At 43.1% G+C, this 14,348-nt stretch carries 12 protein-coding genes; 1 reads left to right on the plus strand and 11 read right to left on the minus strand.

Features of this window, described 5'->3' with window-relative positions; genetic code table 11:
* Positions 1–299: 299 nt before the first annotated feature.
* A complete protein-coding gene (locus IID12_06865; protein ID MCH8288811.1) occupies positions 300–986 on the minus strand; it encodes a Crp/Fnr family transcriptional regulator in 687 nt (228 codons plus the stop codon).
* Between the two features lie 345 nt (positions 987–1,331).
* Between IID12_06865 and rpsT the strand changes: the two genes are divergently transcribed.
* Positions 1,332–1,586 carry a 30S ribosomal protein S20 gene (gene rpsT / locus IID12_06870; GenBank protein ID MCH8288812.1) on the plus strand — a complete coding sequence of 85 codons (255 nt, stop codon included), beginning with the start codon at positions 1,332–1,334 and terminating at the stop codon, positions 1,584–1,586.
* Positions 1,587–1,606: 20 nt separating this feature from the next.
* Here the strand turns inward: rpsT and guaB are convergent, their stop codons facing one another.
* The 10 genes from guaB to IID12_06920 all read right to left on the minus strand — a co-directional run.
* Positions 1,607–3,079: an IMP dehydrogenase gene (gene guaB, locus IID12_06875; protein MCH8288813.1), complete on the minus strand. Its 1,473-nt coding sequence runs from the start codon at positions 3,077–3,079 to the stop codon at positions 1,607–1,609.
* A gap of 137 nt (positions 3,080–3,216) precedes the next feature.
* Positions 3,217–4,551, minus strand: coding sequence for a sodium:alanine symporter family protein (locus tag IID12_06880; protein MCH8288814.1), 1,335 nt, complete (start codon positions 4,549–4,551; stop codon positions 3,217–3,219).
* Between the two features lie 37 nt (positions 4,552–4,588).
* Positions 4,589–7,507 (minus strand): DEAD/DEAH box helicase, encoded by a 2,919-nt coding sequence (locus IID12_06885; GenBank protein ID MCH8288815.1) that lies wholly within the window; start codon positions 7,505–7,507, stop codon positions 4,589–4,591.
* Between the two features lie 70 nt (positions 7,508–7,577).
* Complete coding sequence (locus IID12_06890; protein MCH8288816.1) at positions 7,578–8,756, minus strand: NAD(P)/FAD-dependent oxidoreductase; 1,179 nt, start codon at positions 8,754–8,756, stop codon at positions 7,578–7,580.
* Positions 8,753–8,944, minus strand: a complete 192-nt coding sequence (locus IID12_06895) for a 4Fe-4S binding protein (protein MCH8288817.1) — start codon at positions 8,942–8,944, stop codon at positions 8,753–8,755. The genes IID12_06890 and IID12_06895 overlap by 4 nt, the downstream gene beginning before the upstream one ends.
* A gap of 124 nt (positions 8,945–9,068) precedes the next feature.
* Positions 9,069–10,466, minus strand: coding sequence for an amidophosphoribosyltransferase (locus IID12_06900; GenBank protein MCH8288818.1), 1,398 nt, complete (start codon positions 10,464–10,466; stop codon positions 9,069–9,071).
* The gene (locus IID12_06905) at positions 10,466–11,488 is read right to left on the minus strand and encodes a histidinol-phosphatase (GenBank protein MCH8288819.1); all 1,023 of its coding nucleotides are present in this window, start codon (positions 11,486–11,488) and stop codon (positions 10,466–10,468) included. The genes IID12_06900 and IID12_06905 overlap by 1 nt, the downstream gene beginning before the upstream one ends.
* 134 nt (positions 11,489–11,622) lie before the next feature.
* Positions 11,623–13,002: a sodium-dependent transporter gene (locus IID12_06910; GenBank protein MCH8288820.1), complete on the minus strand. Its 1,380-nt coding sequence runs from the start codon at positions 13,000–13,002 to the stop codon at positions 11,623–11,625.
* 16 nt (positions 13,003–13,018) lie between these two features.
* Positions 13,019–13,516 (minus strand): hypothetical protein, encoded by a 498-nt coding sequence (locus tag IID12_06915; GenBank protein ID MCH8288821.1) that lies wholly within the window; start codon positions 13,514–13,516, stop codon positions 13,019–13,021.
* Positions 13,517–13,522: 6 nt separating this feature from the next.
* On the minus strand, positions 13,523–14,348 hold an 826-nt coding region (locus IID12_06920), incomplete at its 5' end, for a diacylglycerol kinase family lipid kinase (GenBank protein MCH8288822.1).

Here is a 14,348-nt window from a genome sequence, read left to right on the forward strand (position 1 = left end):
CTACAGGTAATTCGGGAATAGCAGTGGACGAAACAATTTCTTTAGCAGCTTTTTCCGGATAGAAAATAAGATCGAATAGAGGACCAACCATCCAAATCGAGATACTGCTGAATAGCGCATAAATAATAAGCGCTGCAACCGCAATTGATAATTTGGGTAGATAGGGTTTTAAATATTTAAGTAATCTTAAGAATAGTTCCATAGCTCTAAAGAATATTTTTTAATATGACTGTTTTGGTTTAATTAATTCGGAGAGAATGAACGACCGATAGCCTTCGGCATCATGTCCTGAAATTATGTTAAATTCTTTTTGTGAAATCCGAACGGAACTTATCGTAATCAAGTATAATTAACTTCTTACCCTTTCGGTCGATATATTCCTTTTCTGTAAATTCACTCAACATTCTGGAAATTGTTTCTCTTGAGGTTCCTGACATATTTGCCATATCCTGCTGCATTGGAAGCTCGTCTATTGTGACCTGGCCCATCTTGAAAGTTCCGGACTCCTCCGCTAACCTAAGCAGCGTCATTGCAACTCTATTCTCGGCATCGGCGAGTGAGAGATACTCAATTTGTTGATCGGATTTTCTTATCCTCGCAGCCAGTTCTTCGAGCAAGGTAATCGCTATTTGCGGATTAGACGTTAAAATATTTATAAATTCTTGTCTGTTTAGAACAAAGACCTCCGAGTCCGCTAATGCTATGACATTAGCAGACCGGGCTTCACCATCTAATATGGACATCTCTCCGAAAAATTCACCCTCCCCTAATATTGATAGGATAACTTCTCGACCTTCCTCGCTTAACCGTGTTATTTTAACCTTACCTTCCTTGATAATAAATAAAGAATCGCCGGGATCCTCCTCGAATAAAATAATGTTACCCTTCTTGTATGACCGGGTTTGAACATGGTTCCATATCTCTACCAACTCCTCATCGTCAAGGTCAGCAAATAACGGAAGGTTTTTAAGAAGTTCGTGGCTCACTTAATATTGCTCCTGAAATTATTTATCATTTAAGGATGATTATCACACCTTTCAATCAAGTTAAATTATCAGGATAACACTGTCATATGCAAGCAATTTGTCACTGACATCCGGTAATTTTGTGGCAAGATAATTCTTCTTACACTGAGATTTAAAAAATCTATCTGGTTAGTTTGTTGTTTTCATCATTACAATGCTTCTTACTCGACAGGCTCCGTGCTGCTCATTACTCATCATAAATGTATTGAATAACTAAAAAGCGTCCACCTGAAGCAAAAAGTGTTTGACAAACCAATCCCAGCTGCATAACTTTGTCGCCTTAAGTAAAAGGAGAACTTAAAATAGATGAGGCAGCATAAATCACCGATTAAGAGGGTAAAAACGGATGCGAAGCGGCATTTGCGCAATATCAGCTACAAATCCATGATGAAAACATATATAAAGGGGACACTTGCTTCCACGAACAAAAAAGAAGCAGAAGTCAAATTTAGAGAAACTGTTAAGCTTATAGATAAAATCGCGTCAAAAGGCATTATTCACAAGAATAGAGCCGCAGCTCACAAATCGAAAATTGCCCTGCATTTAAATTCACTGAACTGATTTCTAAAAATAACAAAAGTTCAGACTGAACCGCGAGCCTGGTAATTCGGAGCTTCCCTTGATATGACCAGATCGTGAGGATGACTTTCTTTAATTCCCGTCGCTGTTACTTTCACAAACTTCGCATTTTTTTTCAAGGATTCAATGTTTTCGGCACCGCAATAACCCATTGCCGCCCGGACTCCACCAATAAACTGATGAACTGAATCCCTTACCTGCCCCCTATAGGGTACACGTCCCTCGATTCCTTCCGGTACCAACTTTGCCGTTTCTTCACCTTCCTGAAAATACCTGTCACTCCCTCCGGTTTGCATAGCTCCGATTGATCCCATACCTCTATATGTCTTGAACCACCTTCCATCAAAGAGTATCATCTCTCCCGGACTCTCCTCCATACCTGCAAGGACACTCCCCATCATCACTGTAGAAGCACCCGCCGCTAAAGCCTTTGCTATGTCACCGGAATATCTTATTCCGCCGTCGGCAATCAGCGGAACGTCATGCTTATCAGCGGCTTTTATGCAATTGAGAATTGCGCTTAATTGCGGCATTCCCGCTCCTGTTACTACCCGTGTCGTACATGATGCTCCCGGTCCGATTCCCACCTTTACGGCATCGGCGCCATGTTCTATCAACTCCGACGTACCCTCTTCGGTGACAACGTTTCCAGCTATAATGTCCCGGTCGGGATGAGCTTTCTTAACTTCTTTTATCAGGTTCAAAACTCCTTTGGAATGCCCGTGGGCAGAGTCGATCACGAGCACGTCAATTTGAGATGTTATCAGACTTTCTACACGTTCCATTGCGTCTTTAGATACGCCTACCGCCGCTCCGACTCGCAATCTTCCCTGATCATCTTTTGCCGCATTTGGAAATTGACGCGACTTCTCAATGTCTTTTACAGTCAGTAGGCCCTTAAGTTTACCTTCATTACCTATCAGAGGAAGTTTCTCGATTCTGTTGTCAGCGAGTATTTTTAACGCGACTTCAAACGATGTATCGATATCCGCCGTAATCAATTTGTCTCCTGACGTCATCACGTCTGAGACCGGAGTCGATAAATCTTCTACGTTCCAGAGGTCCCGGTATGTTACTATTCCAAGCAAATTGTCTTCATGTACAACCGGAAAACCCGAAATTCCCTCTGACCTGATCATTTGAAGCGCATCCCCTACGCTTTTAGACGAATCGATTGTGACCGGATCCTTAATGATGGTGCTTTCCGCTCTCTTGACCCTGTCAACTTCAGCCGATTGTTCCTCAATACTCTGGTTCCTGTGTAGAATGCCGATACCGCCCAGCTTAGCCATCTGAATAGCCATTTCGGAGCCGGTCACCGTATCCATTGCCGCAGAAATCAGAGGCAGAGACAGCTTCAGGTTTTTTGTCAGTCTCGTATTGAGATCGACATCTTTCGGCAATACTTCTGAGTGTGCCGGTATCAGCAGCACATCGTCAAATGTAAGAGCTTCATAAAGAATTTTGTCTTCCAAGCGGGTCACCGTGGTTCAGCTGTTAAAGAAGGAGAGATCGAATAAGGATGAATTTCTAATATCATTAACCACTAATGCTAAATCAATATCAGAACAGAGTCAAGAGAATTATCGACACTCTCTCGCATTAATTAAATCTATGATTCTTTTTGTCCCTTTGCCATGCCGACGACAACCCCTCCGAGGCCTATCAACGCTATCAAATTCGGGATAGTCATCATGCCGTTCAGAATATCACCCATAGCCCAGATAACTTCCGCCTCATAGAATGTTCCTGCCAGCATAAAAATGCAAAATGTCCAGCGAAACGTAATTCTGATCTTATCTCCGAAAAGATATGCGAAACATTGTTCACCATAATAGGGCCAGGCGATAAGTGAAGAAAATCCGAATAATAAGGATGAAGCCGCTACGACCCACGCCCCGGTTATCCCCAGCGTCGATTCGAACGAGCCGGCAGCCAGGACACTGCTCGTACCGCCCATCGTCCAATCCGCCGATGATAGTATTACAAGGGCCGTGATAGTGTTAATAACTAAAGTATCGAGAAACACACCTACCATGCTGACCAGCCCCTGTGAACGGGGGGATGTAGTGATCGCAGCGCCATGAACTATCGGGGCGCTGCCGGTACCAGCCTCGTTCGAGTAGACACCTCGAGCCACACCATACCGGACAGCCATCATTACCGAAGCTCCGGCGAAACCGCCTGAGGCGCTCCTTGGACTGAATGCGGATTCTATTATTTCCTTGAGTATGCCTAAAATCTCTGATGTGTTAATAATTACGATCAGTAGTCCGGTCACTAAATATATCAATACCATTATAGGAGTTAATTTTGCGGCTATTATAACGATACTTCTTATTCCTTTTATTATTACAAGCCAAGTGAGAAATGCTATCACTAACCCGCTTAAAAGCATCGGTACTTCAAAAAGTTTGTTAAGCACCAGGCTCATAGAATTAGTCTGAATTGTAGATGTTGACACTAAGGTTTTTATGCCCATAAAAAAGGCGAATATGCCTGCAAGCCAGCCCCATCCTAACCCATATTTCATGTAATACATTGGACCCGCTAATATCGAACCGTTCTCGCTGATCTTTCTGTATTTGACACCGAGTGAAGATTCGGCGAATGAAATCGCCATACCGAAAAACGCCGATATCCACATCCAGAAAACCGCTCCGGGTCCCCCAATGGCAATCGCGGTGGCAACTCCTGCGATATTTCCGTTTCCGACTGCACCTCCAAGCGCCATAGATAAAGCTTCATATGGAGTGATATCTCCTTTTCCCCTACCTTTCAGGGCTTTATCCCTTCTGGTATTAGATGATTGTTTAAGAGCCTCGCGAAAATTTCTCAGCTGCAGAAATTTTAACCTGACAGTGAAATAAACTCCGACTCCAACCACAAAGATCAGCATATGCGGACCCCATACGAGATTTCCGATCATTTCAATTATGTCATTCAACTGATTTGCCCAATGTAGGAATTACGAAATTCCTGAATTAATTATTAAATCCGGCTATCCATTCTAAAACAGCATCCGATGATTGTAACACTTGTGCTTCGGAAGGCAGTGATTTCAAAAACGTCTTGCCGTACATTTTGTTCGTTAATCTGTTATCGAGTATGAGTATGGTTCCCCGGTCTGACTTTGACCTTATCAACCTCCCGAAACCCTGCCGGAATTTAATTATCGCCTCCGGGATAGAGTAACTCGTAAAAGCGTTCTTCCCCTCGGATTTCAGCTTTTCCTCTATTGCGAGAACTATCGGTTCGGTGGGAACAAGAAAAGGTAATTTGGTTATGACGAGCAGTTCAAGTGCATCACCCTGAACGTCGATTCCCTCCCAGAATGAATCAGTGCCCAAAAGTGTACTTCCCATTTCCTTTTTCATTTTTTCCTGCAGCACAAATCGGGAGCCGTCTTTTCCCTGCCCGAGCAATGACAGACCCAATTTTCTATAATCAGGCTCAAGCGAATCATAAAATCTGTTCATCATGCCGTAAGACGTGAAAAGAACCAACGTGCCTTTTCTATGTGTGGAATTGATAGCGCTGATTAGCTTCGCAGCTTGCTCGATAAATTCATCACTGTTTGGCGGCGGCATATACGCTGTTATTCCAATTTGAGCTTGTTCTGAATAATTAAATGGCGAACCGACTTCTTTATTTATTAACTTTTCGGGATCGGTCAATCCCACTCCCGTCCTCTCGAGAAAATAATTGAAGCTGCCCGCTACCGCAAGGGTTGCTGATGTGAATACGGCACACCTTAATCGCGAGTAAAGATGCTCATTCAACGTATCAGCCATGTTTAACGGAACGGCAAACAGTCTGACGTCCAGGCTGTCTGTCTTGGTCGGAAGTTCAACCCAGTATACATAATCTTGATCGGATGCTTCAAACAGGCGTTCTGATAGCTCTATGAAATTGACAAGTTTTTCATATTCATTCTGTATATCCGTATAGGCTTCATCACCGTTATTACTGCTCCCCATGGGGATATCCATTATTATCTCAAGTAATTGTTTAATAAGGCTTCCCAGTATCGCTGCGGATTGAATAAACTGATCAACATTCTCCGATACCAATTCGAAAAATTGATCCTCATTTTTATAGCGGATTTTTGCTACATACCTGGTTCTGATTTTGGGGACCCATTCCGGCAATTTATTCAGATTCGAAAACAATTCGGTCGCTGCCGATTCCGTTTTATCTGTCTGATCGATCACTTTCTCGATAATCCGAAGTATTGTATCCATTTTGTCCAAGCTTTTCACGCTTTGGACAATACGCAATAGCCTGTCTATCACTCCCCCGCCAACGGAGTCATTTTCGTGAATACCGGAAAGAATCCTTTTTATTTTCCATACTGATAATTCCTCCCCGAGAAACTGCCACGCATCCTTTTCTAAGTTGTGCGCCTCATCGATAACGAGGTTTTGATAGTCGTTCAGAACCTGATTGTTTGATGCAGCATCAGAAAGTAGGAGTGAGTGATTTACGACAATGATATCCGCTGTTGCCGCAGCATCCCTGACATTTCCAAGAAAACATCCGTTATACTGCTTGCACTTCATCTTGCCGCACTTCCCTGACTCGGCGGAGATTTTATTCCACAATGAATAAGAACGATTACGATTAAAGCCATGATTTTCTTCTATATCGCCTGTCTTGGTATGGTTGATCCAGGTAACTATCGGCGCTATTCCAATTCTTTCCTCCTCTGTAAGCCAATTGCCGGGATCCATGATTGCCTGATAATATTTGGTCAGACAAAGATAGTTATTTCGTCCCTTTAGCAGCACAGCTTTGAAAGGAATTGGAAGTGATTTGTGCAAAAATGGTATGTCCTTATTGAATAATTGATCTTGAAGATTCTTAGTTCGCGTTGATATTACTACCCTTTGTCCGGCAGGCCGATTGTTCCACGCCCACATTATTGAAGGCACCAAATAAGCCAGCGTTTTTCCGACTCCGGTGCCGGCTTCAATGGCAAGCATCTGTCCTGCGTTAAAGGCTTCGGCTATCGTAAACGCCATATCCTCTTGTTGAGGTCTCTCTTCATATTCCTTCAAATTAAGGGATATTTCCCCGTTAACCTGAAATATCGCTTTAACTTCTTTCGGGTTTATATACTCTAATTTAGGCGCGGCATCCAGCTGTACAGTCGTTGTTTTTCCTATTACGTTGCTTCTCATGCTCTTTACGTCATTTGGAAGCTGTTCCAATCCTTCACTGATCTCTCCGTCATTTAATAAGCCCGACAGCGCATATAATAATTTCTTCGATGAATTATTTGTTCCTTCGAATAAACTGTGGAGAGTACTTATAGTCTTATAACTCGTCTCAAGCATTCTTTCTACTATTTTCAGGAATAAATATCCAGCCCTTTCGGCGTCGGAACTGGCTCTGTGGGCGTCAGATTCGTCAAACCCGAAATATTCGGCTAACGTCACCAATTTGTGATTATTCACCCACCAGTAAAATATCCTCGAGAGCAGTGCGGTATCGTAAACGTCGTTTTTAAAGTATGCTTGCGGTTTTTCAGACCTCCCGGATGATTCTGCATCAGCCTTAGCAGCCCAGGTTCTAAGAAATTTCATGTCGAAAGGAGAGTTATGAGCTACTAAGGGCATATCTCCGCAGAATTCGATAAAATCTGATATCACTTCATGATAGTCGGGTGCGTCGGCAACGTCATGGTCTGATATGCCGGTCAGTTTTGTAATAAACGTAGGAATTTTTATCGAAGGACGAACAAATGATTCAAAACTTTCACCGGGCTCGCAGTCGTGAAATTTTGTCGCTCCGATCTCGATTATCTGATCTTCTGAGGCATTCAGCCCGGTAGTTTCGATGTCGAGCGCTATAAAATCGGATAATCCAAGTTTACGAATTATCTCAGGATCAGGCATCAATCGAAGTTAATTTTTACCCGATGAAACGAATAAGAAGAAGCACAGAGGGAATACGTCACCGGAACTGTTATTAAATGGAGGTAAATGCTCTGGCAACGTCAAACAGTAGTTTTGGATGTCTAATTAAAGCTGATTTGAATATTTTTCCTAAAGATCTCTTATTTTCGGGAATCTCACTTATTATATCAGCTGTACGGTTTAAATCATCATCCGTCAACTTCATTATGGCAGATTTAATCCGGTACATTCTCTCGTAACTCTTTCCAAGTAACTTATGCCATTCCTTTTCATAGGAGCTGAGAAATTTATAAGAATAATTACTTTGATTTACAGCTTCGACGGCTTTCATCCCTGCAAGCCTCCCACCCTGCATCCCGGAGACTATGCCTGCGCCTGAAACAGGATTGACCATATGAGCCGCGTCCCCTGTAATCATTATGTTATCAGCTGCAATTTTCGGAAGTGTATGAGCGCACGGCACTCCTCCTACAACGGTCGTTAAAACAGCTGCATCCGGGAAATGTTTTTCCATGAAATCGTCAAGATACCGTCGCGCGGATTTATGTTTATGGTTTGGACCGGAAACTCCGAGTCCGATGTTTGCAAACCTGTCTCCCTTTGGGAATACCCATAAATAACCGCCGGGCGCGACTTCAGACCCGAGATAAAAATCGAGTCGATTATTATTACAGTCAACGTTCGCCACTGAAATCTGAATAGCGGCTTCCATGTCTTTTAGTTTGATAGTTGTTTTAAGTCCTGCCCATCTCCCAACTCTCGATTCGACTCCATCGGCAGCAATAATGATCTTGCATCTCAGTTCGATATCATCGGATAAATACTTCACTTTTACACCTTTGATCTCATCGCCTTCCTTGATAAGGTCATACACGTAAGCTTTCGTCATGATGGAAGCGCCTTTATCTCCTGCGATTTGTGCCAATTCATAGTCGAACAGCCTTCGTTCGAGAATGTATCCCCCTTCCGAAAGGTTTGCAATAAGTACGTGTTTACCAGAGGGGGCAGTCAATCTGAACGAGTCAATTTTTGAGGCGATCCACTTCGGGTTGGGTTCTATAAATCTTGCAATACCCTCCGCTCCTACAGCTTCTCCGCATCGTACGGGCATTCCGATGTCCCGATCTTTCTCAAGCATTAGAACGGAAGCGCCGCCTTCCGCTACAAAACGGGCGGCGGTACTCCCAGCGGGTCCACCACCTACCACGATCACATCATATTCATCCTTCATGCCGAGATCATTTCACCATCTGCCTTATGCAAAACTTCAATAGGGCAGATCCATATGCAAAGGTCGCAGTCTATGCATCTGTCATGCAGTATATCTATCCTTGCTTCAAACAACTCGATAGCGTCTACCGGACATACAGCCACGCATGTACCGCAAAAATCACATTTATTTTCTTCTACTGTTATCATTTAATCTTTCTTATTTATTATACTTTGTAAGAAGTATCTGTGTATATGAATATAACGATTCTGAATCGTACTTTCAATTTATAACAAGGGGACTATTTATCTCAGAATGGCTTCTTCGTCTGAATTACGCTTCGATCGACTCCTTTACAACCCTCTCTTCAATGGCTATAGGGTATTCCCCGCTAAAACACGCAGTGCAGAAATCTGAAGGGTCTTTCCCTGTGGCCTCAAGCATCCCCTCGATAGAGAGGTAGTACAGGGAATCGGCTCCTAAGTATTCTCTTATTTCTTCGGTACTCATTTTACCTGCGATAAGCTCTTCCGGTGTAGGGAAATCCATCCCATAAAAACAAGGATGCCTAATGGGAGGGCTCGATATTCGTACATGCACCTCCTTACAGCCTGCTTTCTTGAGGAGGCGTGTGAGCTTTTTAAGAGTTGTTCCCCGGACTATCGAATCATCTACTATTATTACCTTTTTACCCTTAAGTACTCCGCCGACAGTATTAAACTTTATTTTGACTCCAAAATCTCTTTGAGATTGCCGTGGATTGATGAACGTTCTTCCGACGTAATGATTCCTTATCAAACCGATCTCAAATTTTTTACCAGATTGTAATGCGTATCCAAGCGCTGCCGTATTACTGCTGTCAGGTACTGCTATAACTATGTCCGCATCTTCTACATCGGCTTCCTCAGCAAGTTTTTTCCCGAGATTTCTTCTTGTTTTATCAACGAATTCTCCGAATACCCGGCTATCGGGTCTTGAAAAATACACATACTCGAAAATACAGTAGCTTGGATTCTTCTCGCCCTTATAGGAGTGTAACCCGTCTTTATCTGCGACCAGTATTTCTCCGGGCTCAACGTCTCTCAGGTACTCAGCCTCTACAAGATCAAAGGCGCACGATTCGGAGGCAAATATATAAGAATCTCCGAGTTGCCCAACACAAAGGGGTCTGAACCCTTGAGAATCCCTTACCGCAATCAGCTCACTGTCAGTCATCAGCACCATGGAGTAAGCTCCCTTGACCTTTGCGAGGGCGTCCTTGATTTTTTCCACCAGCGTCGTTGATTTGCTTTTAGCAATCAAATGAACGATAAGCTCGGTATCTGTCGTGGTCTGAAATATAGTTCCCTCCTCCATAAGTTCCCGGCGAATCGGCGTTGTGTTTACCAAATTGCCGTTATGTGAGATTGCTATCCGGAAGTCCTGTAAATTAAACTGCAATGGTTGAATGTTAGCAATCTTGGACGCGCCTGTAGTGGAATACCTGTTATGTCCAATTGCTATGTGACCCTTGAGCTGATCCAGTGTGCTCGGTTCCGAAAAGATGTCCGCTACAAGACCCATACCCAGATGCTTGTACGCTAATTTCCCGTCGGTAGAAACAATACCGGAAGATTCCTGCCCTCTGTGTTGAAGGGCAAAGAGCCCGTGATATGTTAGGGTAGCAGCCTCGGAATGACCATAAATACCGAATACTCCGCACTTTTCGTTAATGCTTTTTGACTGTGACATTACTTATCCTTTCTTACCAACCTTATATGGTTCGAATATATCCATCCCTTTCCACCCTGATAGACCTCCACTCTATATACTCCCGGTTCTGACACTTTTCTTGAAGCCGAGTCGCTGTATATTCTTCCCCCTCTTTTTCCGTTATATACAAACCGGATAACCGCCTTGTGAGGTATAGTTACGAATAGATGAGCGCTCTCCTCCGAGATCGTCGCTGATTGACCCATAGTATAGCTTTTTCCATCTACCTCTGCCCAGAACCGAAATCCCCGGGCATCGCCGAGTTTGAAATTACTTATAAAACATCTCCCGCTTCGGATTGCGTTAATTACTCTGTTTTTAGTGTCTATAAAATGATCGCCGTCATCTATGGGTTCATAAAACAACAGATGAGTTCTTATTGTGTTGAAAAGAACTTTATACGGAAATACTTTGACTTTGATTCCGATACGTAGCTTGTGAATATGCTGATGGGCGTCGACTCCTCCAATCCCGCTGACTCTCCTCGATAAATTCAGTGAGTCCCATTTTTCCAGAATTCTGTCCGTAGGGGTTATTATCGAGGAGCGCGGATGAAGCCATCTCCAGAGTTTATTCCATTTGGTCAGACCTTCCATCCAATGCGACATTTGATTCCATATCTCTATGCAGTCAAATCCGTCCAACTCCCAGTGTGTCCATGGATAAGGCGGATATGAATCGAGGTGGCTGCGGATTTCGTCGGGGTGAGCGATTATTCCGAGCGCGCCTTTTTCAGAAGCATGTTTAACGTATTCACTGACCGTGTAATCCTTAGGCATAACGCTGTCCATTCCGAATATCATATAGTGATTTTCATCGTTCTCATCGTTATGCTCATAGCCGAATATCGTTAACAATCCGTCATTCCAGCCCTCATATCCGTCTTCAATCGGTTTTAACGTAAAATGATCCGTAAACATCAGATAATCGAGTTCGGTGGACTTTCCATCCCGGATTATATCCTCTATCTTACCCGTACCATCAGAATAGACCGAATGCATATGGATACATCCGACAATTTCATGTAAGTCAGTCATGTGGAATTATTTACTCTGAATCCTTTCGAATTGCCGCCAAAACTATCTATAAAAAACCTTTCATCCTGAATAAAATATTCACATTCGATTTCGGTGATTTACTGAAATTCCCTCCCTAAAAATACGGCGATCAGTATCGAGCCTACCGCTAAAGGAGCCAAGTATCTTATCAATATCTCCCAGACTGGATAGTTGAAGAACGTTTTTTCTTCGGATTTTAACTCTTCGATCTTGAGAGCCCGTGTTAATTTCCAACCCGCGAATATCGCTATAAAAAACCCTCCTATCGGTAACAGGTAATTTGAAGCGAGATAATCGAAAGTGTTAAAAAACCCATATGTCGTTTCTCTTCCCCAGATATTAAAATCAGAAAGCCAACTCACGCCGCCATTGGATAGAGCAGAAAATGATCCGAATATAAATATGGCAGTTCCGGTAATTATCGTGGCTTTTTTCCGTTTCCATTTCATTTCATCTATCATATATGATGCCACTACTTCAAGGAGTGAGATCGCCGATGTGAGAGCCGCAAAAGCAACCAGAGTAAAAAACAGTACTGAAAAGATCGACCCGCCCGGTAATTTCATGAATACGACAGGCAGTGTCGTGAACAATATTCCCGCACTCTTCGTCGGCTCAAGGTCAAAAGTCATTATTATCGGAAATATCATCAAACACGCCAATATGGCGATCAAAGTATCAAGCAATGTTACTGTGAGTGCGGCATTAGGGATCGAATCTTCTTTACTCATGTACGAACCGTAAGTTATCATCGCTCCCATTCCAAGACTCAACGAAAAGAATGCGTGACCGAGCGCTTCAAGAAAACCGGCGCCGGAGAGTTCAGAAAAATTAGGCCGAAAGAGAAATTTCACTGCTCTACCTGCGCCTTCAGTGCTAAGAGCCAGAGCTACAAGCACCAAAATAATTATGAACAAAATTGGCATCAGTATTCGCGCCGCTCTTTCAAGACCTCTGCTCACTCCACCTGTAACAACGAAGATTGTTATTCCCATGAACAAGGCATGCCAGAACAGCTGTCTTGACGGATTTGATATGAAATCAACGAACTGCTGGGTTACCTGATCGTTAGTCTGATTTTCGAATGCGCCTGTAAGTGATTTCAACACATATTCCATCGTCCAGCCAGCTACAACACTGTAATAGGAAAGTATAATGAAGCCGGTAGAAACTCCGAGCCATCCGAGCCAGGACCATCTCTTACCGCCGAGAGCTTTCATTGCTCCCACCGGACTCAATTGGGTCTTTCGCCCGATTATTATCTCAGCGATCATTATCGGAAGACCTATGGTAAGTATGGCTAAAAGGTAAGTCAGGACAAATGCTCCACCGTCATTAGTATAGGTCATATAGGGAAACTTCCATATGTTTCCGAGACCTATCGCGGAACCTGCCGCCGCCAAAATGAATCCGATCTTAGAACTCCATTTTCCTCTTTCCGTTGTGGTTGAATTCATACCCATCCCAGTAATGTTAAAAGTCCATACTTATTTGCAACATCAGCGAGTTTTTGTCTACGTTGCTGCCTACCTCAACCGATATGTCGCTATTTACGTTTAATCCGTAAAGATGCGCATCGACAAAAGCATCACCAATCGCAAGTAAGTATCCGGCTGTAAATAACCATCCCCATCCATTTCGTTCGTATTCCTTATCTTCTATTAAAGAAATCGAGGCCTGACCCATCCGAAGTATCTTTAATTCGTCATTCAACTCAATATACTTGGTTGCAAAATAAACTTCTCCTCCCATATAAACGAGAGCTTTCAGAAACTTGTGATTGTATGCTTGTCCCCAGCCGGGTAGAATCGCGGAACGGATCATAGCGCCCTTCGGAGATTTATATTGTATCGAAAGTGTGTCCGAAACTGAATACTCATGCTTCTGATATCTTAAAAAGTTTTGCGCTTTTATCCTTTCAGGCAGGATGCACAAGAAGATCATGGAAATATATACTATCAAAAATCGCAAAATCAGCTAATTCCCTATTACCCGCAATGCACCCTTTAATATAGATGCTTCAACATATTTTGAATTCATTGAAACCACCTCTCCATCAACATGCAGCGGCATCGGGAATTCACTCTCAATCGTTATTTTATCACTTCGGATGGTTTCCACTTCATCCAATTTGTTCAATTTTCCGTTTAGTGCACTCGAAATGTTCAGGAGCAGTTTTAAATATCCTATTTCACGGATAAAAGTAACGTCGAAGAGACCATCGTCATTAATCGCTTCGGGCGCCACTATAAACCCGCCTCCCTCACGTTTTGAATTGCATATCGCCACCATGAAAATCCTTTCTTCGATCAGTTTGTCGTTGATAACGATCTTCATCGGGATCGCTTCATAACTAACAGCAGATTTTACAACTCCTAAAATATAGACTGAGAGACCTCTAAGGTATTTTATCCGCCTTGCATTGTCGCTAACTAAAGCGTTGAATCCTACACCTATTGTGTTAAGGCTTACCCTGTCGTTCACCTTGATCACATCTATAGTTCGAACACTTCCTCCCAATAACAGATCAACAGCCGAATTTATTTTGGAGGGAATCTTGAGCTCATTTGCGAAATCGTTTCCTGATCCGAGAGGTATGACGCAAAGAATGGAATCGCTTCCGACCACTCCTTCACCAACCTCATTTATCGTTCCGTCTCCACCAACCGCCACTATCTTCTCAAATTTCTCTGATGCCTCGCGGGCTATTCTGACCGCCTCACGCGGAGCGTTAGTTAACTCATAATCGAAATCAACATTTCTTTTATTTAACTCGGCAATGACTGATTGACCTTTTTTAAAA

The sequence above is a fragment of the Candidatus Neomarinimicrobiota bacterium genome, from assembly GCA_022567655.1.
Classification (GTDB): Bacteria; Fidelibacterota; SORT01; order SORT01; family SORT01; genus JADFGO01.